General features: G+C 70.1%; 22 protein-coding genes and 2 pseudogenes. 12 read left to right on the forward strand and 12 right to left on the reverse strand.

Features of this window, described 5'->3' with window-relative positions; all coding sequences use genetic code 11:
- Positions 1–278: 278 nt before the first annotated feature.
- Both ABZ818_RS27250 and ABZ818_RS27255 read right to left on the reverse strand, forming a co-directional pair.
- Complete coding sequence (locus tag ABZ818_RS27250) at positions 279–941, reverse strand: response regulator transcription factor (protein WP_361419876.1); 663 nt, start codon at positions 939–941, stop codon at positions 279–281.
- On the reverse strand, positions 938–2,062 hold the full coding sequence (locus tag ABZ818_RS27255) for a histidine kinase (protein WP_361419879.1): 1,125 nt from the start codon (positions 2,060–2,062) through the stop codon (positions 938–940). The genes ABZ818_RS27250 and ABZ818_RS27255 overlap by 4 nt, the downstream gene beginning before the upstream one ends.
- Before the next feature lie 209 nt (positions 2,063–2,271).
- Between ABZ818_RS27255 and ABZ818_RS27260 the strand changes: the two genes are divergently transcribed.
- From ABZ818_RS27260 to ABZ818_RS27280, 5 genes are all read left to right on the forward strand, one after another.
- Positions 2,272–4,452, forward strand: a complete 2,181-nt coding sequence (locus ABZ818_RS27260; RefSeq protein WP_361419882.1) for an MMPL family transporter — start codon at positions 2,272–2,274, stop codon at positions 4,450–4,452.
- Between the two features lie 308 nt (positions 4,453–4,760).
- Positions 4,761–5,642, forward strand: a complete 882-nt coding sequence (locus ABZ818_RS27265; protein ID WP_361419885.1) for a hypothetical protein — start codon at positions 4,761–4,763, stop codon at positions 5,640–5,642.
- Between the two features lie 801 nt (positions 5,643–6,443).
- A complete protein-coding gene (locus ABZ818_RS27270; RefSeq protein WP_361419888.1) occupies positions 6,444–6,683 on the forward strand; it encodes a hypothetical protein in 240 nt (79 codons plus the stop codon).
- Positions 6,684–6,803: 120 nt separating this feature from the next.
- Complete coding sequence (locus ABZ818_RS27275; protein WP_361419891.1) at positions 6,804–7,442, forward strand: isochorismatase family protein; 639 nt, start codon at positions 6,804–6,806, stop codon at positions 7,440–7,442.
- Between the two features lie 146 nt (positions 7,443–7,588).
- On the forward strand, positions 7,589–8,023 hold the full coding sequence (locus ABZ818_RS27280) for a universal stress protein (protein WP_361419894.1): 435 nt from the start codon (positions 7,589–7,591) through the stop codon (positions 8,021–8,023).
- 24 nt (positions 8,024–8,047) lie between these two features.
- Here ABZ818_RS27280 and ABZ818_RS27285 read toward each other — a convergent pair whose 3' ends face one another.
- The 3 genes from ABZ818_RS27285 to ABZ818_RS27295 form a co-directional block, all read right to left on the reverse strand.
- On the reverse strand, positions 8,048–10,828 hold the full coding sequence (locus ABZ818_RS27285; protein ID WP_361419897.1) for an AAA family ATPase: 2,781 nt from the start codon (positions 10,826–10,828) through the stop codon (positions 8,048–8,050).
- Between the two features lie 159 nt (positions 10,829–10,987).
- On the reverse strand, positions 10,988–11,542 hold the full coding sequence (locus ABZ818_RS27290) for an ester cyclase (RefSeq protein ID WP_361419900.1): 555 nt from the start codon (positions 11,540–11,542) through the stop codon (positions 10,988–10,990).
- Positions 11,543–11,660: 118 nt separating this feature from the next.
- On the reverse strand, positions 11,661–12,224 hold the full coding sequence (locus tag ABZ818_RS27295; RefSeq protein ID WP_361419903.1) for an NAD(P)H-dependent oxidoreductase: 564 nt from the start codon (positions 12,222–12,224) through the stop codon (positions 11,661–11,663).
- A gap of 167 nt (positions 12,225–12,391) precedes the next feature.
- Between ABZ818_RS27295 and ABZ818_RS27300 the strand changes: the two genes are divergently transcribed.
- A complete protein-coding gene (locus ABZ818_RS27300; RefSeq protein WP_361419906.1) occupies positions 12,392–12,865 on the forward strand; it encodes a MarR family winged helix-turn-helix transcriptional regulator in 474 nt (157 codons plus the stop codon).
- Positions 12,866–12,889: 24 nt separating this feature from the next.
- Here ABZ818_RS27300 and ABZ818_RS27305 read toward each other — a convergent pair whose 3' ends face one another.
- The 4 genes and pseudogenes from ABZ818_RS27305 to wrbA form a co-directional block, all read right to left on the reverse strand.
- Positions 12,890–13,516: a TetR family transcriptional regulator gene (locus ABZ818_RS27305; protein WP_361419909.1), complete on the reverse strand. Its 627-nt coding sequence runs from the start codon at positions 13,514–13,516 to the stop codon at positions 12,890–12,892.
- Between the two features lie 88 nt (positions 13,517–13,604).
- Positions 13,605–14,270 carry a CE1759 family FMN reductase gene (locus ABZ818_RS27310; protein ID WP_361419912.1) on the reverse strand — a complete coding sequence of 222 codons (666 nt, stop codon included), beginning with the start codon at positions 14,268–14,270 and terminating at the stop codon, positions 13,605–13,607.
- Between the two features lie 97 nt (positions 14,271–14,367).
- A complete protein-coding gene (locus tag ABZ818_RS27315; RefSeq protein WP_361419915.1) occupies positions 14,368–15,555 on the reverse strand; it encodes a CE1758 family FMN-dependent luciferase-like monooxygenase in 1,188 nt (395 codons plus the stop codon).
- A gap of 68 nt (positions 15,556–15,623) precedes the next feature.
- Positions 15,624–16,266: pseudogene (gene wrbA / locus ABZ818_RS27320) on the reverse strand (NAD(P)H:quinone oxidoreductase).
- Between the two features lie 362 nt (positions 16,267–16,628).
- Between wrbA and ABZ818_RS27325 the strand changes: the two are divergent.
- Entirely contained in the window at positions 16,629–19,412 is a 2,784-nt protein-coding gene (locus tag ABZ818_RS27325) for an AAA family ATPase (protein ID WP_361419918.1), read from the forward strand.
- Between the two features lie 138 nt (positions 19,413–19,550).
- Positions 19,551–20,387, forward strand: coding sequence for an alpha/beta hydrolase (locus ABZ818_RS27330; RefSeq protein ID WP_361419921.1), 837 nt, complete (start codon positions 19,551–19,553; stop codon positions 20,385–20,387).
- Positions 20,388–20,422: 35 nt separating this feature from the next.
- Here ABZ818_RS27330 and ABZ818_RS27335 read toward each other — a convergent pair whose 3' ends face one another.
- Positions 20,423–21,472: an LLM class flavin-dependent oxidoreductase gene (locus tag ABZ818_RS27335; RefSeq protein WP_361419924.1), complete on the reverse strand. Its 1,050-nt coding sequence runs from the start codon at positions 21,470–21,472 to the stop codon at positions 20,423–20,425.
- Between the two features lie 75 nt (positions 21,473–21,547).
- On the opposite strand from ABZ818_RS27335, the gene ABZ818_RS27340 reads away from it, so the two are divergent.
- Genes ABZ818_RS27340 through ABZ818_RS27350 form a run of 3 tightly spaced genes read left to right on the forward strand, consistent with a single transcriptional unit; the run spans position 21,548 to position 23,800 of the window.
- Complete coding sequence (locus tag ABZ818_RS27340; RefSeq protein WP_361419927.1) at positions 21,548–22,033, forward strand: MarR family transcriptional regulator; 486 nt, start codon at positions 21,548–21,550, stop codon at positions 22,031–22,033.
- Positions 22,034–22,043: 10 nt separating this feature from the next.
- The gene (locus tag ABZ818_RS27345) at positions 22,044–22,700 is read left to right on the forward strand and encodes an NADPH-dependent F420 reductase (RefSeq protein WP_361419930.1); all 657 of its coding nucleotides are present in this window, start codon (positions 22,044–22,046) and stop codon (positions 22,698–22,700) included.
- 47 nt (positions 22,701–22,747) lie between these two features.
- Positions 22,748–23,800 carry an LLM class flavin-dependent oxidoreductase gene (locus tag ABZ818_RS27350; protein ID WP_361419933.1) on the forward strand — a complete coding sequence of 351 codons (1,053 nt, stop codon included), beginning with the start codon at positions 22,748–22,750 and terminating at the stop codon, positions 23,798–23,800.
- 193 nt (positions 23,801–23,993) lie between these two features.
- Here ABZ818_RS27350 and ABZ818_RS27355 read toward each other — a convergent pair.
- Positions 23,994–24,416, reverse strand: a pseudogene (locus tag ABZ818_RS27355) (enoyl-CoA hydratase-related protein); the annotation flags it as partial.
- A complete protein-coding gene (locus ABZ818_RS27360) occupies positions 24,358–24,993 on the reverse strand; it encodes an isochorismatase family protein (protein WP_361419936.1) in 636 nt (211 codons plus the stop codon). The pseudogene ABZ818_RS27355 and the gene ABZ818_RS27360, both read right to left, overlap by 59 nt.
- Before the next feature lie 232 nt (positions 24,994–25,225).
- Here ABZ818_RS27360 and ABZ818_RS27365 point away from each other — a divergent pair, with 232 nt between their 5' ends.
- On the forward strand, positions 25,226–25,621 hold the full coding sequence (locus tag ABZ818_RS27365; protein WP_361419939.1) for a hypothetical protein: 396 nt from the start codon (positions 25,226–25,228) through the stop codon (positions 25,619–25,621).
- The last annotated feature ends 187 nt before the right edge of the window (positions 25,622–25,808 follow it).

The following is a 25,808-nucleotide window of genomic DNA, read 5'->3' on the forward strand; positions in this document are numbered from 1 at the left end:
CGGCGGGAGGAAGAGGCGCGGATGGTGTGCGCTCCGGTCGTCGTGGGTCTCGAGTACGTCGGGCTGCCGCTCGCCAGGACAGCCGGCGCCGGGCTCACCGCGACCGGATGCGATCTGTCGCGGCAGGTCGTCGCCGGGATGAACGCCGGGCGCTCGCACGTGCGGGACATGACCGACCACGAGGTGCGGGGGATTCTCGCCGCCGGCTGTCTGCCACGTCCGGCCCCCGCCCCCGCCGCGGCGTGCCGACCGGTCCGGCGGCGGTCCGCCCGACGCAGTCAGCGGCTTCGCGGGGTCACCAGGCCCGACTCGTAGGCCAGGACCACGAGTTGGGCGCGGTCACGGACCCGGAGTTTGACCATGGCCCGGTTGACATGGGTCTTCGCGGTCATCGGGCTGATCACCATGCGGTCGGCGATCTGGTCGTTGGACAGCCCCTGCGCGACCAGGGCGACGGCCTCGCGTTCGCGGTTGGTCAGCTCCTTCAGGCCCGGGCCGACTCCCGTGTCGAGCGGCTGGGTGACGTACCGGCTGATCAGCTTGCGGGTGATCGACGGCGCGAGCAGGGCGTCGCCCCGGGCGGCGACGCGCACGGCGTGCAGGAAGTCCTCCGGCACGATGTCCTTGACGAGGAATCCGGCCGCCCCGGCCCGCAGCGCGTCGAAGACGTACTCGTCCAGGCCGTAGTTGGTCAGGATGACGACGTGCACCCCGGACAGCGCCGGGTCCGCGGCGATACGCCGGGTCACCTCGATGCCGTCGAGGACCGGCATCCGGATGTCGACGAGCGCGATGTCGGGCAGGTGCTCCCGGACCAGAGCCAGTCCGGCCATGCCGTCGCCGGCCTCGGCCACCACCTCGATGTCGCCCTCCATGTCGAGCAGCGCGCGGAATCCGCTGCGCAGGAGCGGCTGGTCGTCGACCAGCAGGACACGGATCACGACGTCTGCTCCACGGGGAGTTCGGCCTGGACGGTGAAGCCTCCCTCGGTGCGCGGCTCGGCCAGCAGCCGGCCTCCGAGGGCGGTGACGCGCTCACGCATCCCCAGCAGTCCCACGCCGGGCACCGTGGCGGTGCCCGGCGTGGCCCTGCCGTCGTCGTCGACGCGTATCGTGAGCGCGTCAGGTCGGCAGTCGATCCGGACCGACGCCGAGTCCGCGGCGGCATGCCGGGCGATGTTGGTCAGCGACTCCTGAACGATCCGGTAGACCGTCCGGTCCACCGCGGCGGGCACGTCGTGCCGTTGCCCCTTGATCGTCAGCGTCGCGTCCAGGCCGATGGCACGGGCCCGTTCCACCAGCTCCGGGACGTGGTCGAGACCGCGCGGCGGGGCCGTGTCGTCGTCGCGCAGCGCCTCCAGGGTCGCGCGCAACTCCCGGCTCGCCTCACGTCCCGCCTCCTGGATCGCCAGCAGCGCCGCCGGCACCTGTTCGCCGCGCCTGCGGGCCACATGGACGGCGACCTCGGCCTGCACCTTGATGATGGAGATCTGGTGGGTGAGGGAATCGTGCAACTCCCGGGCGATGTGCAGCCGTTCCTCGTCGGCGCGGCGCCGCGCGGTCTCCTCCCGGGTGCGTTCGGCCTCGTCAGCCCGCCGCTCGGCCTGCCGTAGCGCCTCGCCCGCCGCGCCGGCCGCAATGAGCCAGGCCACTTCGAGGGCGCCGCGGGCCTGCGCGAACGCCTCGCCCGTGTCGTGCAGGGAGGCGAGGGCCGCGAGAGGGAGGGCGGCCAGCATGGCCCCGCTCGCCGCGACGGTGACGGTGCGGTGCCCCGCCCGCATGGCGGCGTACACCGCGAACAGGTAGGCGACGGCGGGCACATCGAAGCCGACCGCCTGGTAGCCCACCGCGCACAGCCCGGTGACGGCCAGCACGGGCAGCGGGGCCCGGCGGCGCGCGGCCAGCGCCAGACCGCCGGCCACCAGCAGTGCGTAGCCGAGCAGGCCGAGGTCGTCGGCGGAGTGCCCCCCGGACAGCCCGGTGGCCAGCAGCGCCCCCGCCACGCCGACGGCGATCGCCCAGTTCCCGACACCGGCCGGGACACCGAACCGTCCTCTGTCCATGAGCGCACCCTAACGGGACGCCGCCGCGGGCGGATCACGCTCGCGGACGAGCGCCCCTGTACCGCGCCCGCGGTACAGGAGCGGCGCCCGCGGTATCCGCCGCGGCCGTGTGCGCCGCCGGTGGCAGCCCAAAGTGTCCGCGTCTGAGGGACGTTCGGCGGCGGGTCCGGCGGACATGATCGGGCGACGTCCAGTCGCAGGAGGAGAAGATGACGGCAACCGACACCCCTCGTACGGAAGGAGCCCTGGCGGGACTGGCCCGGTTCTGCTACCGGCGGCGCCGCCTGGTGCTCCTGGCCTGGATCGTCGGCGTGATCGCCGTGGCGTTCGCCGGCTTCGGCTTCGGCGCCGCCCCCGACAACGACTTCTCCGGCGGAAGCTCCGACTCCGCCAAGGCGCAGGCGCTGATCGAGAAGCACTTCCCCGAGCGGCAGGGGGACACGCTGACTCTCGCGATCAAGGCGGAGAAGGGGATCGACGACCCCGCCGCCCGGCAGAAGATCGAGAAGGTCGTCGCCGATCTGGACGCCTCCCCCCTTACGGGACCGGTGATCTCGCCGTATCAGGACGAGGATCTGGTGACGAAGGATCGTCGTATCGCCCGTACGACCATCCCGCTGACGGCCAAGGATGTGAAGAAGACCGAGGTCAAGCCCTTGGTGACCATGGTCAAGGAGGCCTCCGGCGACGGCGTGACGCTGGGGCTGGGCGGGGAGAAGGCGGAGAAGGCCGAGACACCCGCGCAGGGTTCGTCCGAGAGCGTGGGCATCGTGGCGGCAGCGGTGATCCTGTTCATCGCCTTCGGGTCGCTGGTGGCGATGGGACTGCCGATCGTGACCGCACTGCTGGCGATCGTCGCCGGCCTCGCCCTGATGAAGCTGGTGGGGTACCTGGTCCCCTCACCCGATTTCACCGCGATCCTCGCCGCGATGATCGGGCTCGGCGTCGGCATCGACTACGCGCTGTTCATCGTGACCCGCTACAAGGACGGCCTGCAGGCCGGCGACGAGCCGGAGACCGCCACGGTCAAGGCCATCACCACGGCCGGTCACGCGGTGCTGTTCGCCGGCACGACCGTCGTGATCGCGCTGATGGGCCTGATCGTCATGGGACAGCGGCTGATGACCGGGGTGGCCGTCGCCACGTCGGTGATCGTGCTGGTGACGATGATCGCCGCGGTGACGCTGCTGCCGGCGTTCCTGGGTTTCACCGGCCACAGGATCAACTCGCTGCGCCTGCCGCGTCGGACGTCCCGCCGGAGCGGGGCCGACGGTGTCCCGGCGCGGGAGCGCCGTACCCTCGCCGAGCGCTGGGCCGGTGTGGTGCAGCGCAAGCCGCTGGTCGCCGCGGTACTGGCCGGCACGGTCCTGCTGGTGCTGGCCGCCCCCACGCTGTCGATGCGGCTGAGCAACCCCGACGCCAGTGTCCAGCCCCACGACAGGAGCAGCTACACCTCGTACAAGATCCTCTCCGCGGGCTTCGGCCCCGGCTACGGCGCGCCCCTGATCTTCGCCACCGAGGTCGGCTCCGGCCACACCGGTCTGGGTCCCGTCGTCGAAGCGGTCGGCAAGACCGAGGGCATCGCCCACACCACACCGCCCCAGGTCAGCAAGGACGGGCAGGCCGCGATCTTCATGGCCTTCCCTCGGACCGGATACCAGGACGAGGCGACCGCGGACGTGGTGCACCGGCTCCGCGACGACGTGCTGCCCAAGGCACCCGGCGGCGACGGGGTCTACGTCGGTGGCCCGAACGCCGGCACGATCGACATGGCCGACGACATCGGCTCGCGCCTGCCCCTGATGATCGCGGTCGTCATCGCGCTGTCCCTGGTGCTGCTGATCGCGCTGGTCCGGTCGGTCACGATCGCGCTGCAGGCCGCCGTGATGAACCTGCTGGCGATCGGCGCCGCCTACGGGGTGCTCGTCGCGGTCGTCCAGTGGGGATGGCTGGGCTCGGCCCTCGGTTTCCCCACCGAGATGCCGATCACGACCTGGGTGCCGATGATGATCTTCCCGGTCCTGTTCGGCCTGTCCATGGACTACGAGGTCTTCCTGATCTCGCGGGTCCGTGAGGAGTACGAGCGCACCGGCGACACCCGGACGGCCGTCGCTCGCGGGATGGCGCGGACCGCCAAGGTCATCACGGCGGCGGCCGCGATCATGGTCGCCGTCTTCACGACCTCCCTGCTCGGCCCCGACGTCGCGGTCAAGCAGGGAGGGCTGGGCATGGCCGTCGCCGTGCTCATCGACGCCACCATCATCCGGATGATCCTCGTCCCCGCGGTGATGGAACTGTGCGGCAACGCCAACTGGTGGATGCCCGGACGCCGTTCGCCGAAGACGACCGCGGCTCGAGGCGCCGAGGTCGCGGAGGAGGCCAGGGTCTGACCCTTGCTCCAGCCGGTGTGCGGGGGACCCTTGGGCGGGGTCTCCGGACGTTGTCGCACACCTGCCCACTGACCTGCTGGAACGGTCGAATCTTGGCTGATTCCCGTGCACTTGTGGGAACACCATGGGAACACCGGGGCTAGCCTCCGGGCCATGGCGAGCGTTGTGCGGCGCAAGAACAGGGCTGGGGAGATCACCAGCTATCAGGTGAAGTGGCGAGACGGTGGCTCGAAGTCCGGTGACTGGCAGACCGAGCGCTTCGACGACGAGGACTCGGCCAACGTCTTCAAAAGGGCACCGGATGGACGATGCGCCCGATCCGCCTGCCCGACGCGCACCTGCCGGATTCGAGCAAGCCCGTGTGGCAGTGCCGGCCGTGCTCCACGGCCTGGCCGTGCGCGACGGCCGCCGAACACCTCAGCCCGAGCCGGTGCAGCTGCGGCAGCCCCAGCTACTGGGAGAAGCGCGGCCCCCGGAACTGGCACGTCGGGCCCCGCTGCCACTCGGACGCCGACGTCGTCAGGCGGCAGGCCGCCGACCTGGCCGCCTACAGGGAGGCCCACCCGCACTACCCGCCGTCCCACTACTACCCGGCCAAGCCGCGCCGGGCGAAGCGGCAGCGGCCGGTCTACCGGCACACCCCGGCCGGGCCCGGCGACATCCGCCCCGGCACCTGGACGTGGATCAAGCCCGGCGGCCTGCACCCCGGATGGGGCGACATCCACCAGCTCGCCATGATCACCCGGCCCGGCCTGCCGAAGTCCGAGGTATGGCTGATCCTCGACGGCACCGTGCACGACGTCCGCTCCGACCAGCTCATCCTGTCCGGCGGCCCCCGGCAGGCCCGGCCCGGCTGGTGGCAGTGGACGGCCGCCCAGCACCTCGAACACCAGCAGGCCGACCGGCAGACCGAGGACCGTACCGCGGTCCAGCCCGAACTGTTCCCCGGCCTCACGCCCGTCTCAGCCGCTCAACCCCCCGAGCCTCCCACCACCCCAAGCCCCGCCAACGAGGCGGCCACAGCCGGAACCGCAGCCTTCCCCCCAGGCCCCCCAGGCAGCCCCGACAACACCCTGGAAAGTCTTACCGCGTGCCGTCAGGGCTTGTTGTTCTTGTCTCGGTTGATGCTTGACGTTGTGGCTTCACCTGATGCTGACACCGCTTGCCTCGGCTTGGCTGTGCGCGTCTGACGGGCGTGCGCAGGGAGGGCCGGGGCCGTAGGAGTCAGAACATCCCGAATGTCCTCACCCCGGTTACTGCAAGGGAGACGACACCGAGGACACCGAAGATCCCTCGCGTGACGTCCGGGCAGAACCTTGGATCGACCCCGCCACCAGGTGAGCGCTGGGCTATCAGGTCATACACGCGCAGCCCAACGTTCCGATAGTCGAGTGCGATGACCGTCGCGCCAGCACCCACGACGCCCCCCAGATCAAGCTCAGCCAGTCACCCACGGATTGCCCCTCCCCAGCGGATTTCCCGGATGGAGCATCTCAGACGCTGGCCTCACCCATCCAAGATCAACGGCCCATGGGGCGATGACTGGTGCACTTATCTCCGTACTGCGTGGAGCCCCTGCAAGGTGGCCTCACAGGTGCCATGTGCTGGGCTGGTGAGAGTTTGTGACGGTTGGTGGATATGCTCCGGATGTCTGGTCGTCCTGAGCAGCGGCGACGACCAGTCACGCGCCGGAGGGGTAACCGCCGCACGGTCCCCTTCCAGGGGGCAGGACCACGTTCAAGTCGTGGCCGGCGCTCCAGCCCCGAAAGCTCCCGCCCCTCGGCAGCACCGGGCCCGTCGCCTCGCTGAGCACCTGGCGGTAACAGCCCGGGGCGGCCGCCGCATCGGCTCAGGCGCTTCACGACCGCCCCGAACGCCCGCCTCCCCGTCACAGGACGCGAGCACTTCCAGCAGGCATGACCCCCGGTATCTCCCGCGCGGCAGTGATCACACAGCAAGAGGCACACCCCCTACGCCTACAACAACTCGGGGTGCGCCGCCAACTGGATGCCGCCCGCCGGGACCCGATGTCCGGACTGCCCGGCCGCCCCGAACTGCTCGCCTACACCGACCGCCTACTCCACACCCGCCGCCGCGCAGACCTGCACCTGATGCTCCTGGACGGCAACGGAGCTCGGTGTCTCATGAGGCGCTCCAATGCCGTTCGGAACGTCCAGTCGATCGACTGCACCGAAGGCACCCGCCAACTGGCAGTCGTACGACTGATGTGACGCCCCGGCCCGTGCCCGGAGACTCGTGTCACGGCGGACGCTCCGCCGGACCTCACCGCTCGAACGAACCAGCACTGGGCGCATGGGCGGTGAGATACGACCCTCGGGAAGGACAGCGACATGAGTGAGCAGACACGTCCCGTCTTCGACGCCTCGGAGACCGTACTGGCACTGATCGACTACCAGGACGGGGTGCTCGACCTGATCTTCGAGCAGGACCGCAGGGTCATCGAGCTCAACACCCGCTACCTGGCGAAGTTCGCGAAGGCCATCGGCGTCCCCGTGGTACTCAGCACGGTCGGTGTCGAGATGGGCGTCAACGGCCCGACCATCAAGACCATCCGGGCCGAGCTGCCCGATGTCGAGGAGATCGACCGGTCCCAGATGAACGCCTGGGAGGACGCCGCCTTCGTGGACGCCATCAAGGCGACCGGCCGCAAGAAGGTGGTGATGGCCGGCATCGTCACCTCGGTGTGCCTGACCTTCCCGGCGATCGACGCGATCGCCGACGGCTACGAGGTCGCGTTCGTCGCGGACGCGGTGGGTGACGCGACCAAGGAGATCCACGACACCTCGGTGCTCCGGCTGGTGCAGGCCGGGGCGGTGCCGGTGACGACGATCGCGCTGATGGCCGAGTGGTTCCGGGACTGGAAGTCGCCGCTCGCCGAGGCGGCCCGCGAGCTGTGGGTGCCCTACAAGGAGGAGTGGGCGGCCCTCAAGCGCAACCCCGAGTTCGTGGAGCCCAAGGGCCTGGTGTGATGGGGTCGAGAACGCGGGCGTGACGCGGCGCGTGGCCCGGAGTTCGCATGATCTCCGGGCCGAGCCTGCCGCGCGCCCCGACGCCCCCGTCAGTATCAGCGGCGCCTTGCCTGACGCGGAGAGGGAAGAGGAGAGGGGAGAGTTATATGTACCGAAGCATCGTCGTCGCTGTCGATCCGAGCCCCGCCCGGCACCGCGCACTGCGCGCAGCGGGCGACCTGGCCCGGTTGACGGGCGCTGAGGTCCACGTCGTACACGTCGCGGCGACGACTGTCGCCTGGGACACGGTGGTCACGCTTGAGGCGGATCGTGAAGCAGAGGCGATCGTCGAGGAAGCCCTGGGCGCGCTCCGCGCGATGGGGGTCGGCGCTCACGGTGAGGCTGTGCGTGCCATGGACCGCGAGATAGCTGGGGTGATTTCGCGTACTGCCGCGGCGGCCGAGGCCGATCTCATCGTGCTTGGTCCGCATCACCGGGGTGCCGTCGCGGCGTTCATCAGCCCGCGCGTCAGTGATGCCGTCGCCCACGCCGGCCGGGTCTCGGTGCTCCTCGTCCCGGAGGCGGGTCCGGGGGAGCGCTGACAGCCGGGCTGTGGACGACGGAGCTCATACACCGTCGTCCAGCGCATCGAGGGCGTTGAGCGCGTCCCGCAGGGCGGCTCGTGTCGTGATGCCGAGTTTCGGATACACCTTGTACAGGTGGGCGCCGACGGTCCGGTGCGAGATGTAGAGCCGTTCCCCGATCTGCTTGTTGCTCATGCCGGACGCGGCCAGGTGCGCGATCTCCAGCTCCTGCGGCGTCAGCAGGTGCTGGGCGGTCTCGGGCAGGGTCGCCTGGCCGGCCGCGCGCAGCTCCGCACGGGCCCGCTCCGTCCAGGGCGCCGCCCCGAGCCGGGCGAAGGCATCCGCGGCGGCGCTCAGCGGTGCGCGGGCCTGCGCCTTGGCACCGGTACGCCGCAGGCGTTCGCCGAGCGCCAGCCGGATCCGGGCCGCCTCGAACACCCAGCGGTCCGCGTCCGGTACTGACAATGCCTGTTCGAAGTGGGCGATGGCCTCGTCGTCCGGGGCACACAGCCCGGCCGCGCCCGCGACGAGCATGGCGTAGCGGTCCGACAAGCGGGCGATGCCCAACTCGCGCAGGGTATGCAGATGCGCTGCCGCCTCCGCCTCGCGACCAGTCTGCACAGCTGCTTCGATGAGGTCGTACGCACCCCATAGCGCATGTGCCATATAGGGCGCCAGGGTCCCGGCCGGGGTGAGTGCGGTCGCATGGCGGTACGCGGACTCGTAGTCACCCGCGCCCAGTGCGATGAGGGTCCGTGCCTGGTGGGCGAAGGCTACCGCCGCGCCGGCACCCCGTCGTGTCCCCCAGTGAACCATGCGCTCGGCCAGCGCGTTTCCGGCTTCGGCCTCGCCTCGCGCGCCGTGCAGCAACGCCTGGTTGTACTGGAAGTACCAGGCGAAGAACGGGTACTCGGCGTCGCACAACGTCCGGCCCTCGTCCGCCAGTTGCTGTGCCTCCTCCCATTCGCCGGTCAGGAAGTTCTCCATGCACAGGTGCATGAGGGCGCCAAGGTGCCGGCGGGCGGGCCCGCTGCCGTCCCGGCCTTGGCGCACCAACTCCCAGAGTCGGTCTCGCAGCTCACCTACTCGGTCGATGTAGATGGTCGCGGTGGCGCCACGGACCAGGACGGTCGGATCGGACGTCCGGCGCAGCACGTCACGGACCTTGTCCAGATCGGGCAGGGCTGCGGTGCCGGTGCGCGCCGGGTCGGGGAAGGTCCGGGCGGCCATGGCCAGGACCGGCGGCGCGGTCGGCTCCAGGCGGTTCACGGTGTCGATGAACGGCGCCCACAGCTTTTCCCGCCCGCTCCACCAGCAGACCAACTGCAGGGTGTGCAGCGCGTCGACCAGTGCGGGATCCGTGGCGTCGTAGACCGGTCCGGCGGCCTCGATGGCGCCGACCAGCAGCTGGTGCGCGGTGCCCAGGTCGGCTTCGGTGTTGAGGAGGACGTACACGGTCGCTGCCGCCGCGTACAGGGCGGTGCCCGAGCCGGGGTCGGCGTGCTGTGCCTGTCGAAGCAGTTCGGCGGCGCCCGTTACGTCGCCGGTCGCTTCGGCGCCCAGGTACGCGGCCTCGGCGAGTCGCCGGGCGCGGTCGCCGGCCGCCGGGCTGAGATCGGCGGCCCGGGTCAGGGCTGCCACGGCTCCCGTCGCGTCGCCGCGGCCGAGCACCGAGTGCCCTGCCTGCTCCAGAAGCCGGGCCACGGATTCGTCCGGCTCGAGTGCCGCCTCAGCCAGGTGCCAGGCCCGGCGCTCGTGACGATCATCGAGGGCTTCGGCGAGCGCGAGGTGTGCGGCGCTTCGCTCCGCGATCGTGGAGGTCTCCACGATCGCGGAACGGATGAGGGGGTGGGCGAACGCGAGGCGCCGGGCGGCGCTGTCCGTGCGGACCAGGCGTTCCCGCTCCGCGGTCGCAAGGTGTCTGAGGACACCTGTGTCCGGTCCGGCGGCGTGGTGCAGGACGCGGAGGTCGCCAGTGCCGTCCAGCGCGGCGAGCAACAGTATCCGGCGTGGGCCCTCTGCCAGGGCGGTGACGCGGGTGGCGAACAGGGCGCGCAGGCGTTCGCCGAGGGGCAGTACCGTCGGCAGCTCCTCCACAGCGGCCTGCTGGGGCCCGCTGAGTTCGGCGGGCAGTTCCAGCAGGGCGAGCGGATTGCCGCGGGCCTCGAGCACCACCCTCGCCTGGACCCGGGCGGCGAGTCCCGGGTATCTGGCGGCGAGGAGCAGCCGGGCCGAGTCGTCGTCGAGCGGGCCCAATTCGATCTCGCGCAGGCCGCTGTGATCGAAAACGTTCTCCGCGCCAGTGCGGGAGGCGCCGATGAAGCCGATCCTGCTGCCGGACAGGCGACGGGCGACGAAGCCGAGGATCACGGCGCTGGCCCGGTCCAGCCAGGGCAGGTCGTCGGCGATCAGGAGCAGCGGCGCATTGGCCGCGAGCTGTCGCAGCAGGGTCAGGGTGGCATTCACCAGAATCAGCCGGTCCGGCGCGGCGCCGGTGCCGAAGCCGAGGGCGACCAGGAGGGCCTGGCGGTACTCGGAGGGCAGCCGCTCGATGTCGTCGACCACGGGCAGCAGGACCTGATGCAGTGCGGCGAAGGAGACATCCGCCTCGAACTCGACGCCGTCGGCGCGCAGCACCCGAGTACCGGACTCGGCCACCGCCTCGGCGACCGCGTCGAGCAGTGTCGTCTTGCCGACTCCGGCCTCGCCGACCACGTGCAGACCCTGGCCAGACCCGCCGTCGAAGTACTCGCACACCCACTGCACGTCCTGGATGCGGCCGACGATCTGGGACCGCCGGTTCCACGGTTCGCTGTCACTCATCGCTCTCGCCTCGCTTCGGCTGCCCCTGACACGGGGTGTGGTCCTGCTCCGCGCCCCGTCGGCCAGAGTGCTCGACCGGACCCGCATCACCGCCCGGGGGAGTCCCTGGCCTGCCCCCGGGCGGTGAGACGGGCCCGTGTGCCGGGCGGCGGCGGTTCCTCAGGCGCTCTTGCCGCGGATGGTGTCCAGGAACCGCCCGAAGTTGCCTTCGGACCAGTGCTCGACCGACTGGCGGCCCACTACGCGGTCGATGGAGATGCCGGTGAGGGAGACCTCGAGTCCCGACGGAGGGATGCCCAGGATCGCGCCCGTGTGGACTCCGCCCAGCCGCCAGCGTGTGACGACCTTGTTGCCCTCCACGAGCTGGTCGAACACGTCCATCCGGAAGCCGGAGAGCGCCGACTTCAGTTCGAGGTCGCCGGCCACCCACGCGTCGCGGGAATTGGGGCCGTCGAAACCGTGCAGGACGAGATCCTTCGAGATGTAGCGCTCGAAGCCGGCGGCCAGGTCGCCGTTGTACGTGGCGTAGAACCCCGCCATGAGCTGTCGCGGTGAAGTACGGGCGGTGGATTCGTCCGTCGGCCCCTGGCTCTGCGCCGTGGCCGGGGTGGCGATGCCGGTGAGCGCCGCGGCAGAACCCACGGCGGCGAGCGCGCCGAGCATCCGGCGCCGGCCGGGGGTGGTTGCGGGCGCGATGGGCCTGTTCGCAGTCATGAGAACTCCTGTCAGTGTCGTGGTCGAGCTGCTGGTCGGATGTCGTGGTGCTCTTCTGGCTCGGTGGCCTGCCGGCTTCCTGGCCTGCCTGGTCGGCGGCGGGTGCCGGACAGGGGCGTCAGGCGGCGGTGCGCAGCGGAGCGAGGGCTTCGGACCAGGCGATGACCTGGTCGAGGGTCGTAGTGAGCGCACCCACCTGCGCGCCGAGCGGCTTGAACTCGCTGAAGTTCTCGAAGTCGTTGAAGAGGGAGAGCGCGACCTGCGAGCGCACGTCCGCCATCTGGAGTTCGCCGGCGATGAGACGCAGATGCTCCACGGCACGAGTGCCGCCGGTCGCGCCGTAACTGACGAAGCCCACGGCCTTGTTGGTCCACTCCGCGTACAGGAAGTCGATGGCATTCTTCAGCGCGCCGGGCACCGAGCGGTTGTACTCGGGCGTGACGATCACGAAGCCGTCGAACGAGGCGATCTTCTGTGCCCACTCCTGAGTGTGCGGCTGGTCGTACTGGCCCATCGACGGGGGGTAGACCTCGTCGAGCAGCGGGAGCTTGTAGTCCGCCAGGTCGACGAGCTCGAACTCGGCGTCCGTGCGCAGGGCGGCCTGCTCGTGCACCCAGTGGGCCACCGCCTCACCGTTCCGACCTGGGCGGGTGCTGCCGAGAACGATGCCGATCTTGGTCATGGTGATCCTCTCGATCTTCTTCTCCGGGCCTTCATGAGCGCCCCAATGAGTACTTGCCTCAGCAAGCATGTCCTTGACGCGTCAAGGAAAGCAGGAGTGTCCTTGACGCGTCAAGCAGTCCGGGAAGGTGCTAGCTCCTTGACCCGTCAAGGAGCTACGGTGGTGGCATGCCCGCCGACCAGCAGCCGCTTGAGCCCCTCACCGCGAACGAGGAGGCTTTCGTCCGTGAACTGAGCCGCGTCATGCTGGCGCTGCCGCGCGCGGTCGACGCCGACATCACGCGCGAGGCGCAGCTGCCCCTGTCCGAGTACACACCTCTGATGCACCTCTCCGAGGCGCCGGGCAGAGCGATGCGGATGAATGAGCTGGCGGCTGCATGCAGCCTCTCTCTGAGCGGGATGACGCGGGTCGTGATCCGCCTGGAGAAGCAGGGCTGGGTGGAGCGCACGAAGAGTGAACAGGACAAGCGTGGCTGGAACGCCGTACTGACCGAATCCGGTCTCGCCCGGCTCGAACGCGCGTGGCCGGCGTTCCTGTGCAGCGTGCGACGGCACCTGGTCGACCACTTCGACGGCCATGACCTTCCCCCGCTGACTGCGGCGCTCCAGCAGGTCGCGACCGCGCCGGCCGGGCGCGGCTGACAGGCCCGCTGCCCCAGGGGCGGCTCAGTTGTCCGGGGCGATGAGCAGCGCTCGTTTCGCGGCCCCGGCCAGCCAGTCCTCTGCGGCGTCGAAGCTCCAGTGGCGATGGCCGACAAGGCTGAACCAGGCGTCCTGGCCGAGATAGAACCAGAGCAGGTCGACCGCGCGGGGCAGATCCACCTCGGTACGCAGTGCGCCGAGGTGATCCAGGCGCTCCGCGACCATCGTCAACGCCTTGACGTATTCAGCGTTCCCGGCCGCCAGAACGGCTGCGGCGGCCGGCTCGGCGGGGCACTGCGGCACCACGGCGGCGAGCGTGGTCCAGTGCGCCTGGTGGGCCTGGCGCGTCCCGCGGGCCGTGGCGTCGATGACCTCGCGCGGATCGTCGGTCGCGGTGATCGCCTGCATCGTGACCGCGACATTCGGGTCGTTGATCGCGGGGAGCAGCAGCTCGCGGAGGATGTCCGCCTTGCCTCCGGTACTGCTGTAGACCGTCTGCACGGCCACTTGAGCGGCTTGGGCGATCTGGGCGACGGTGACGCATGAGTAGCCACGAGCCACGAACAGTTCCTCCGCGGCGGACAGAATCGCCGCGCGGGTGGCGGCCGCGGCATCCGCACGACGGCGGGAGCGGTAACCCCTGCTGCTCATCCCTCACCTCGCGCCGCGCCCACCGTGTCCGTACGCCGACCCTATCCGGCCCAAGACCTACCACGGAGGACGGGGAGGTGCGGTGCCCTCATGACCGGCCGCCAGCGGCGAGCCGCATCAGGTCGGTCGTGACGTCGACGTCGCCGGCACCCCGCTCCGCGCGGGTGGCATGGCTGCCGAACCGGTGCTGATAGCCGGCCCAGGCGCCGTCGGCGATGGACCGGCCGACGCCCGCGCGCAGCAGGAGCACCAGTTCGGTGGCGGCACGCTCGATCCGGCCGCCCAGCGAGCGGTCAGCCCAGTCCTCGGGTGCGGCAAACAGAGAGGTCGGCACCGGGAGCGCGCGCAGGAAGGCGAACAGCGGCCGCATCTGCTCGTCGACCACCATGGCGTGCCGGGAGGTTCCGGCCGTGGCGGCGAGGATGACCGGTGTGGCGATGAGCAGGTCGTCGTCGAGGATGTCGACGAACGACTTGAACACACCGCTCATGCCGGCCTTATATACGGGCGTACTGGCGATGACGGCGTCGGCGGCAGCGAGGCGCTCGAAGGCCGCCCGGAGGCGTTCGCTGGGAAAGCCGGAGACGATCGCCTGGGCGATGTCGACGGCGAGTGGCCCGAGTTCGATCACACCGACGGTCGCCTCGGTGCCGGCCGCGCTCAGCAGGTCCACGACCTGCTGAGCCGTCCGGTCCGCGAGCAGCCGGGTGGACGAGGGGTCGCTCACTCCGGCGCTGACGACGACAAGGCGCACGGGCGCGACTGCTCCTGGTCCGGGGTCGGGTCGCGGGGCGGGGGTCGAGTTCATTGCGGGTTCTCTCTTCCGTTCCGGGCGCGGTGTCGCGCCGCGCTCACACGGCCTGCGGGAAAGTGGCCTCGACGGACGGGTCGCTGTCCTGGTAGGGGGACGCGCCGGAGAGGTTGTCGCCGCGGTTGGGGTTGGGGCGTGGTTGACGTGGTTCGCCATCGCCGTACTTCTGCCTGACCAAGGAGGCATGCGTGGGGGCGTCGGGCACGCCGGGGGCACGCCTGGACTCCATCTCCTTGCGAAGCACTGGTACGACCTCGGTGCCGAGCAGCTCCACCTGTTCGAGCGCCATCTCGACGGGCAAGGCCATTCCGTCGAGCGCGAAGAGCTGGCGCTGGTAGTCGCCGAAGCCCTCCCGGAACGTGAGGACCTTGTCGATGACCTGCTGCGGGCTGCCGACGGTCAGTGGGGTGCGGGCCATGTAGTCGTCGAGCGAAGAACCCTTGAAGACCGGGTACTCCTCGAAGTACGGGCGGAACGTGTCGATGGCGTCCTGGGAGCGCCGGGCGATGAACGCCTGCCCTCCCAGGCCCACGATCGCCTGCTCCTTCGTGCCGTGCCCGTAGTGCTCGAAGCGGGCACGGTAGAAATCCACCAGGGGCTTGAAGTGCAGGTTCGGCGCCAGGATGTGGTTGGCGAAGTACCCGTTGCCGTAGTAGGCGGCCTGTTCGGCGATCTCCGGCGTGCGGATCGAGCCGTGCCACACGAACGGCGGTACGTCGTCCAGAGGACGGGGCGTCGAGGTGAAGCCCTGCAGCGCGGTGCGGAACTCGCCTTCCCAGTCGACCACGTCCTCCCGCCACAGCCGGTGCAGCAGGTTGTAGTTCTCCAGGGCCAGGGCGACGCCCTTGCGGATGTCCTTGCCGAACCACGGGTAGACGGGCACGGTGTTGCCGCGCCCCACCATGAGATCGAGCCGTCCCTTCGCCACGTGCTGGAGCATGGCGTAGTCCTCGGCGATCTTCACTGGGTCGTTCGTGGTCACGAGCGTGACCGACGTGCTGAGGACGATGCGCTCGGTCAGTGCCGCGATGTGCGCGAGCAGTGTCGTCGGCGACGATGGGATGAACGGGGGATTGTGGTGCTCCCCGAGCGCGAACACATCAAGGCCGACCTCGTCGGCCCGTTGAGCGACGCGCACCAGATTGCTGATCCGCTCCGCCTCGCTCTGGGTGTAGCCGGTGACCGGGTCGGGTGCGATGTCACCGACCGAGAAGATGCCGAATTGCATGATGTCCGCCCTTTGCGGCTGTCCTTCGGATACGGGATGTTCTGCCGAAACGTGCGGCAGGGGTGCGCTCAGGAGTCCGCGCGTCCGCGCTTCAGCCAGGCCGCGAACCGGACGGCACGCCGGGCTTGGAACTCCATCGCGGCCAGTTCCACCTCACCGGGCGGCTCCTCGCCGGTGGCGGCGACATGCCCGGAGCCGTAGGGGTTGCCGGACGGGAACTGGATCGGGTCCGTGTAACCGGGCGGGACGATGACACAACCCCAGTGGTAGAAGGCGTTGTTGAGCGCCAGGATCGTCGACTCCTGGCCGCCGTGCCGGGTGCTGGTCGCGGTGAAGGACGACGCCACCTTGTCCGCCAGCCGCCCCTCGGCCCACAACGGGCCTGTGGTGTCGATGAACTGCTTCATCTGCGAGGCGGGCAGCCCGTATCGGGGTCGGTGCCCCGAGCAGGAGGACGTCCGCCCACGCCAGGTCGTCGTGCGTCGCCGCCTTGACGTGCTGGGTGACGTCCTGGTGGGCCGACCAGCCGGCGTTGGCGGCGATCGCCTCGGCGGGGGCCAGCTCGGGCACCTTGCGCAGCCGCACTTCACCTCCGGCCTTCTCGGCGGCGGTGGCCGCCGCCTTGGCGAGGGCGAACACGGTTCCGGTGGCCGAGTAGTAGATCACCGAGACATTGACTGGTGCGGACAGCTCTGCGCTGATGTCGTCCATGAGGGCTCCTGTTTGATGAAGGGTCGGATGCCGTGGGGCGGTTTCGGACCGCGGCACGCTCCCAGGCTCGGGGCTCGGCAGCGTCCTCACATCGGTCATCCGACCACCCTTAGGGCGCCCCACCGCGGACCAGTCATCTGACCGAACTCCCCTCGCGGCAGGGCCATCTGTCCAGGTCGACACGGGCCGTTGACGGGGCCGGGTGCTGACCTGCAACATTCGATAGAGCGCTCTCTATCGAATAGAGTCACTTTCATGGAGTCCTGGGGTAAGCCCCGCGCCGACCTCGGCGCTCACGAAGGCACGCTCCGGACCCGGTGGGCGGACATCGGCCAGGTGGACCGCCACACCGAGCCGGCGGGATGAACATGCCGGATGGGGCGCCTGTACGGCGCACCGGGCTGATAGGCCGGATTGGCGAGCGCGAGGCGTTCACCGAACTGCTGGACACCATCCGCGCCGGTGAGAGCCGCGCGTTGGTCGTGCGCGGTGACCCGGGCGTGGGCAAGTCGGCGTTGCTGGACCACCTCGCGAGCCGGGCTGTGGGGTGTCGCGTGCTGCGCGTGAGCGGTGTGCAGTCGGAGATGGAGCTGGTCTTCGCGGGGCTGCACCAACTGTGCGCTCCGCTGCTCGGCCGGCTCGACTGGCTGCCGGCACCGCAGCGGGACGCGCTGCGTACGGCCTTCGGACTGTGCGAGGGCGCCCCGCCCAAACCGCTGCTGATCGGGCTCGCGGTCCTCGGTCTTCTGTCGGGGGCCTGCGAGGAGCAGCCTCTGCTGTGCGTGATCGACGATCACCAGTGGCTGGACCGGACTTCGGCGCAGGCCCTCGGGTTCGTCGCCCGGCGTCTCGCCGCGGACCGGGTCGGGATGGTGTTCGGAACCCGGGGCGCCAACGAGGAACTGGATGGAGTCCCCGAGCTGCACCTGAGCGGGCTGCCCGATGTGTACGCGCGAGAGCTGCTGGAATCCGTGCTGCCCGGATCGCTGGACGTGCGGGTACGCGATCAGATCGTGACCGAGTGCGGCGGGAATCCGCTCGCGCTGCTCGAGTCGCTGCGCGGCACGCCCACGCATCAGCTGGCAGGTGGGTTCGGTCTGCCGGGCTCGGTGCCGCTGTCGTCCCGCATCGAAGAGGGGTTCCGCCGCCAGATGGCCGAACTGCCCATGTCCACACAGCAGTTGCTTCACCTGGCTGCCGCCGATCCGTCCGGTGACGCGGCCCTGGTGTGGCGTGCCGCCCGTCATCTGGGGATCGGTCTGCACGCCGCCGCGCCCGCAGTGGAGGCCGGTCTCGCGGAATTCGGGACGCGGGTGTGGTTCAGGCATCCGCTGCTGCGGTCGGCCGTCTACCGGTCGGCGGCATCGCACGAGCGGCAGAAGATTCATCTGGCCCTGGTGGAGGCGACCGACCCCGATGTCGACCCCGACCGCCGGGCCTGGCACCGAGCGCAGGCGGCCGTCGGACCGGACGAAAGCATCGCGGCGGATCTGGAACGGTCGGCCGACCGCGCCCACGCCCGGGGCGGGCCCGCCGCGGCCGCCGCGTTCCTGGAGCGCGCGGCGCTGCTGTCGGCCGATCCGGTGCGGCACACCGAGCGGCGCCTCGCGGCGGTGCAGGCCAACCTGCAGGCCGGATCGTACGAGCGGGCCCAGGAACTGCTGGGCGCCGCACAGGCCAGCCGGCTGGATCCGCTGTATCGGGCCCGGGCCGAGCTGCTGCGCGGCCACATCGCCTTTGCTTCGGGGCTGGGGAACACCGCTCCGCCGATCCTGCTCAAGGCGGCTGAGCGCCTGGTACCACTCGATCTCGCTCTGGCGCGCGAGACCTACCTGACCGCGTGGATGGCCGGGGTGTTCGCCGGCGGACTCGCCACCGAAGGCAGCCTGCCCGACGTCTGCCGCGCCGCCCGGGAACTGCCGCCCTCCGCGCGGCCCGACAAGCCCGAGCTCGTCCTGAACGCTCTCTCCCTGGTGATCACGCAAGGCCCGGCGGCTGCCGAGCCGGCGCTGCGGGACGTGCTGAACGCCTTCACCGCGGCGGAGATCACCAGGGAGGAAACGCTGCGGTGGGGCTGGTTCGCGCACTCGGCGGCCATCGCTCTGTGGGACCACGGTGCCTGGCGCTCGATGCTCGAACGGGTAGGCGAGGTCATGCGCGCCGCCGGCGCCCACGATCTGCTGCCCATCGTCCTGTCGACGCTGTCGACGGTCACAGCGTGGAGCGGCGACTTCGATGCCGCGACGGCACTGATCGCCGAGGGCGACATGGTGTGCGAGGCGACCAGAGCCCCGGCGGCTCGTTTCGCGCCGATCGTGCTTGCCTGTCTGCGGGGTGACGAGATCACGGCCGTCCCGCTGATCGAGGCGTCGGTCAGCGCCGCCGCGGCCAACGGGACCGGCGCCTTCCTCACGTACGCGAACTGGGCGGCGGCCATCCTCCACAACGGCCTCGGCCGCTATGAGGACGCGCTGGCGGCAGCCGTCCGGTCCCGCGAAAGCGCGCCCTACCTCTTCGTCGCGAACTGGGCACTGCCAGAACTGGTCGAGGCCGCCGTGCGCAGCGGCGCCAACGGCACCGCCCGTCAAGCCTTGACACAACTCGAGCACTCGGCCCTGCCCGGCGGCACCGACGTCGGGCTCGGCCTAGTGGCCCGCTCGCGGGCACTGCTGAGCGACGGCGAGCAGGCCGAGCAGCTGTACCGCGAGGCGATCGACCGGCTCGGCCTGACCCCGTTGCGCCCCGAACTCGCCCGCGCCCACCTGCTGTTCGGCGAGTGGCTGCGCCGCACGGGCCGCCGTACCGACGCCCGAAACCACCTGCGCACCGCCCATGGTCAGCTGAGCGGGATGGGCGTCGAGGCGTTCGCCGAGCGGGCTCGCCGTGAACTCCTCGCCACCGGTGAACGCGTCCGCCGCCACAGCGCCGAGACGGCCACCACGCTGACCGCGCAGGAAGCTCTCATCGCACGGCTCGCCCGGGACGGCCTGACCAATCCCGAGATCGGTGCCCAGCTTTTCCTGAGTCCGCGCACCGTGGAATGGCACCTGCGCAAGATCTTCGGCAAGCTCGGCATCAGCTCCCGCCGGGAACTGGCCTCGGCGCCGCCCGCATCGGGTGGTGAGGCAGTGGTGCGCGTCGGGTGAACCCCCGGGCGGTGCCGGGGGCGGAGCCGCACATCGCAGTCGGATGACCGATGCGGGCGGCCCGCGGGCGCGGACAGGCTGGACGCGAGGCAGGGCAGCCACCCGCTGCTCCAGCAGACTTCCGTCCGAGGGATCGCCATGCCCCACATCACGACCGGCCATGAGACCAGTGCCGCCGTCGACCTCTACTACGAGGACCACGGAAGCGGGCAGCCCGCCGTGCTGATCCACGGCTATCCGCTCGACAGCCGCAGCTGGGACCGTCAGGTCGCGGCACTCATGGCGGCCGGCCATCGCGTGATCACCTACGACCGCCGGGGGTTCGGTCGCTCCTCACCCGCCGCGAACGGCTACGACTACGACACGTTCGCGGCGGATCTGCACTCCGTCCTCGTCGAACTGGGACTGGACGAAGCCGTCCTGGTCGGCCATGCCGCGGGCACCGGGGAGATCGCGCGCTACCTGGGCACCTACGGTTCGGCGCGCGTGGCGAAGGTCGCCTTCCTCGCCGCACTGCCCCCGTTCCTGCTGCGGACCGGCGACACGCCCCAGGGCCTCGAACTGTCCTACTTCGACGCGCTGATCGCCAAGGCGCGACGCCCGGAAGGGCACGCCTACTTCGCGGAACTGCGCGAGGCCTTCCTCAACCCCGACGAGAACCTCGGTGCCCGGCTCGGCACGCAGACCCTGGACGCCTTCGTGGACCTCGCGGCCACCGCGTCCACGCGGGCCCGCGTGTCGGTGATCCCGACCTGGATCACCGACTTTCGCGCCGACATCGCCGCGATCGACGTCCCGGTGCTGATCGTCCACGGCGACCGCGACCGTCTCCTGCCCATCGATGCCACCGCCAGATCCCTGCGCAGGCTGCTGCCACAGGCCACGTACATCGAGATCGCCGATGCCCCGCACGGCCTCCTGTGGACACACTCCGAAGAGGTCAACCGCGCCTTGCTCAGGTTCCTGGCGCACTGACCGGGCCGTTGGGTCGGGCGAGGGTGTCGGCCCCGTCAGTTGGATTCGAGGCGTTCTCGGACGAGCGGTGCCACCTGCGTTCCGAACAGCTGAATCGACCGCATCAGTTGAGAGTGCGGCATCGGGCCCATGCCGTACTTGAGGTCGAACCGGCTCGCCCGCAGTTGCCGCATGGTGCGCGCGATCTTCTCGGCGACGGTGGCTGGCGAGCCGACGTAGAGCGATCCGTGTTCGAGCTCGCGCTCGTAGTACTCCCGGGTGATGGGCGGGAAGCCGCGCTCGTAGCGCGCCTCCAGGAGGTAGGTCCGGTAGTGCGGCCAGTACTCCTCGATCGCCTGCTCGTCGGTGTCGGCGAGGTGGCCGGGCGAGTGGACGCCGATCGGGCGCTCGGGGAAGCCGTTGTTCTCCAGGCTCTTCAGGTAGAGCTCGGAGAGCTTCGTGAAGCGGGCCGGGTTGCCGCCGATGATCGCGAGCATGAGGTTGAGGTCGTGCTTGGCGGCGCGCACCACCGAGGCCGGGTTGCCGCCGACGCCGATCCAGGTCGTCAGGGACCCGGACTCGGTGCGCGGTACGACCAGCTGTCCGTCGAGCGCGGCCCGCGTGGTCCCTTGCCACTTGACCGGCTGCTCGGATCGCAGGGCCGCGAACAGTTCCAGCTTCTCCTCGAACAGTACGTCGTAGTCCGCGAGGTCGTAGCCGAACAGCGGGAACGACTCCTTGCTGGACCCGCGGCCGAGGATCACCTCGGCGCGACCGTTCGAGAGCGCGTCCAGGGTGGCGTAGCGCTGGAAGACGCGGACCGGGTCGTCGGAGCTGAGGACGGTGACCGCCGAGCCGAGGTGGATCCGTGAGGTGCGGGCGGCCACCGAGCCGAGCACCAAATCCGGTGCGGACAGTGGCATCTCGCGGGTGTGGTGCTCCCCGAGCCCGAAAAAGTCCAGTCCTGACTTCTCGGCCAGCACTCCCTCGTCAACGAGCGCGCGGATCGCCTCGGCGTCGCTGTACGGACGACCGGTCGCGTCGATGGTGATGTCGCCGAAACTGTCGATCCCGAACGTGAGCCTGGAGCCGGTGGACGCGTTCATGCTGACCTCCCATGTGGTTGACACGTCAACAATAAGGGCGCATGATTGACACGTCAATCAAAAGGGGGAGCGGAGATGGCGACAAGACAAAAGACCGAGGGAGCCAAGGCCCGGCTCTCCGAAGAGGCCCTGAACACCTGGCGCTCCCTGCTGGACCTGACCGACGACCTGCGCCGCATCCTCGGCGCCGAACTCCAGGAGAGCGGGGTGTCCCCTGCCGACTACGCGGTGCTGCTCGCCCTCAGTGAGGCGCCGGACCGGGCGCTGCGCTCCTCGGAGCTCGCCGACAAGATCGGCTGGGAGCGCAGCAGGCTCTCCCACCACCTTGCCCGGATGGAACGGCGCGGCCTGATCCGCAGGGACACGTGCGCCACCGACAGCCGCGGGGCCGTGGTGGTCCTCACCGAAGACGGCCTCGGTGCGCTCCGGGGAGCCTCCGGACCGCACCTGCGCGCCGTGAAGCACTACTTCGCCGACGCGCTGACCGGCGAGCAGATCGCCCAGCTCGGCGAGATCCTCGCCGCCGTCCGACGCAATGTCGCCGACAAGACCACACAGTGAGGGAACGACCATGAACATCGTCGAAACGTCACCCCGGATCGCCGTACTCGGTGCCGGCCGGGTCGGCTCCGCGCTGGCGCGGGTGACGGTCGAGGCCGGCTACCCCGTGTCTGTCTCCGCCTCTCGCGGACCGGACGACCTGGAGCTGATCGCCTCTGTGGTGATGCCCGGGGCGACTCCGATGTGGACCGCGGACGCGATCGCGGCGGGCGACGTGGTGGTGCTCGCGATCCCGCTGCACCGGTTCCCCGCCCTCGACCCGGCCCTGTTCGCGGACAAGATCGTCGTGGACGGCATGAACTACTGGCCGCCGATCGACGGCAGGCAGGAGTTCTTCGAGCGCGGCGGCGCGGGCAGCAGCGAGATCGTCCAGGATCACCTGTCCTCGGCCCACGTCGTGAAGACCTTCAACCACCTCGGCTACCACGAGATCGAGGACGACCGGCGCCCCGTAGGTGACGCGGACCGGCGTGCCCTCGGCGTGGCCGGCGACGACCGCCGGGCCGTCGAGCTAGTCGCCTCGATCGTCGACCGGATCGGCTTCGACCCCGTCACCTTCACCTCGCTGCGGGACGGACGCGCCTTCCAGCCGGGCGAACCGGCCTTCGGGAACCTTCTCACCCGGCCGCAGTTCCTCGAACTCGTCCCACGCAGGGTCGCCGCCTGACCGCGCCCCGTTCCCTCCGCCCCCTTCGTTCCGGCAAGGAGACCACCATGTCCACCAGCATCGACAAGCCCCGCACGTACACCTTCGGACTCGATACCTTCGGTGACATCTCCAGTGCCGCCGACGGCACCGCGCACACCCAGGCCGACGCGATCCGCAGCGTCGTCGAGCAGGGCGTGCTGGCCGACGAACTCGGCGTCGAACACTTCAGCATCGGCGAACACCACACCGGCGACTTCCCGATGCCGGCGGGTGACGTCGTTCTCGGCGCCATCGCCTCGCGCACGTCGCGCGTCACGCTCGGCTCGGCGGTGACCGTACTCAGCTCCGACGATCCGGTCCGCGTGTTCCAGCGCTACTCGACGCTCCAGGCGATCTCCGGCGGCCGCGCCGAGGTCACCCTGGGGCGCGGGTCCAGCACCGAGTCGTTCCCCCTCTTCGGCTACGACCTCACCGACTACGAGGTCCTGTTCGAGGAGAAGCTGAACCTGTTCGCCGAGGTACTCAAGGGTGGCCGGGTGACCTGGAGCGGCACCGTTCGCCCGCCGCTGAACGACCAGGAGGTCGTGCCCGGCCTCGACGCCCCGCTGCCGGTCTGGGTCGGTGTCGGTGGCAACCCGAACTCGGTGATCCGGGCCGCGCGTTACGGCTTCAACCTCCGGCTCGCCATCATCGGCGGTCCGCCCGCCCGGTTCGGCCCGCTCGCCAAGCTCTACAAGCAGGCCCTTGAGCGGTTCGGCTTCGAGGAACGGCCGATCGGCATCCACTCGCCCGGCCACGTCGCCGAGACCGACGAGCAGGCGATCGAGGAGTTCTGGCCGCACTATCTCGACGTCATCACTCGGATGAGCGAGGTCCGCGGCTTCGGCATCCCGACCGAGGAGATGTTCCGGCGCGAAACCGGGCCGGCGGGCTCGCTCTACGTCGGCTCGCCCGAGACCGTCGCCCGCAAGATCGCGCTGACGATGACCACGCTCGACGCGAGCCGGTTCGACCTCAAGTACGCGATGGGCAAGCTCGCAGAGGACAGGCTGCGCACGAATATCGGGCTCTACGCGACCGAGGTGGTGCCGCGCGTGCGCAAGCTGCTCGAAGACTGACGCATCCGGCATCCCGCGACTTGAGCTCAGAAAGGTATGGGCAGCCCGGTTTCCCGCAGATGGCGCGTAGTTGGTGGTTCACGTGAAGTGGGCCCCGCCGTCGATCAAGAACGACTGGCCGTTGATGAATTCGGCGTCGGTCGAGAAGAGGAACGCCACTATCGCCGCCACGCGGCGAACCGACACGCATGGTGCAGGCCAGCGCGAGTTCGCTGCCGCCGCCCGACGCGAGACCATCGATCGCGGCGATCGTCGGCTGCGGCAGCTCCTCGATGCGGTGGAAAGCGTCGAGGCAGGCCTCGAGCCCAGGGGAGTGGATCGCCCCGTCCCGGCCGACGGCGAGCCACTCCGGATGCCCCGTCAGATCACCGCGGTTGACGAAGTACCCGTCGCCGCCAACGGTGACGACGACCAGCGTCACCCGATCCACGTGCTTGGCGAACTCGTCGAACAGGGGGACGAGTTCGGCGAGCGATTCCGGGTGGAGGTAGTGGTCAGGCGGCTTGCGATACGCCAACAGGGCGATGGAGCGGTCCAGCTGATCACGGCGGGGTCCGTTACTCACCGGCGGAGCCCTGCGCCAGGACGTAGTTCGTCCACAGGGCCGCCGCGCCACCGTGCCGCATCAGTACGTCCGTGAGGGCGACGCGCTCGGGCGAGGTGATCTCCGGGGTCCACTCGCTGAGCAGAGCGGTCCAGTTGATGGGCCGGGCGCCGGCCATGGTGAGGCGCGTCTTGGCGTCCTCGTGGGCCTCAGGGCTGACGCCGGCGGAACAGTCGGACACGAAGTACACCTCGTATCCGTCCTTGAGTGCGCCGATGACGGCCTGCGCGAGACACACGTCGGTGGACAGGCCGGCCATCACGAGCTTGCGGCGCCCGGTGGCCGCGACCGCGGCCCGCACCTCGGGATGGGCCCAGGCGTTGGTGGTCACGCGGTCGATCGGCTTGAGATCCGGGAACACCTCGCTGATCTCCGCGAAGATGGGGTCGTCGAGCGGGCCGCCCGTCGCGCCGACCGTGGTCAGGACGGTCGGCACGCCCAGGATCTTCGCGGTGCGGGCGAGCCCGGCGACGTTGCTGACCAGCTCGGTCTGCGAAGGCGGGGTGGTCATCAGGGCGATGGCGGGCTGGTGATCGATCAGGACGACGGCGGAGTTCTCGATGGTGAGCTCGTTCTGGTTCTCGGACATGGCTGTCTCTCCTGTTCGGCGGGGGCGGCCCTGTGGCCGCCGCTGACACCGAGTCTCGTGAGCCCCGTCCCCCGCCACATCGGTCAAACGCCTGCCGAAACGCAACGGGCCCGGCGACGGTCGGATGACCTATGCCGGGCCCGGGCCTGGCAGGTCATCGGCCCTTGATGCAGCCGGTGCCGGTCAGCAAGCGCGTTGAGGATGCGCTGGTAGGAAAGGCACACAGGCGCCAGTGCCGCTGGTCGAGATGGAGGACCGGGCCGGTCGGCAGATAGAGCTCGGCTGGTACGGGGCCTTGCCCGAGCCCACTATCGAGGGTGCCGAGAGCGCGGTCGCCTGGATTCGGTCGGCCTCCTCCCGCAACCGATCCACTTTGACAGCGAAGCTGAAGTACATCGACCACGTCACGATCCCTTGTGACGATCTGCGTATCGCCGAGCAGCTCTACGTCCGGTGTTCTTGGCCTGTCGTCGGCGAGCACTTCAAGCACGTGGGCGAGGGAGGCAGGGACCAGGGGACCTACGAGACGTACTCCCCGCTTGGCCTGTGTCCTGACGACACCTCAGCCGCTCCATCAACGGCCGCGGCCTGTTCTGGGCCCGGACGGAGAAAGGGCTTCTGTCGATGAGCAATTGTCATTCCTGAAGGGGCGGATGTCGTCAAGAGGGTCGGTGAGGCCCGCTGTTGACGGTCCTGGGCAGGGGTGAGCGGCTCGCGGCCGATAAGCGTTGACAGCGGGCTGGCAGGATGGCATGCGGTTGTGGGTGTCGTTCATCTCCGGCTGATCATGTGGGAGGGCAGGGCCGTTGCTCGGC

It is taken from the genome of Streptomyces sp. NPDC047453, from assembly GCF_040643155.1.
GTDB lineage: Bacteria > Actinomycetota > Actinomycetes > Streptomycetales > Streptomycetaceae > Streptomyces.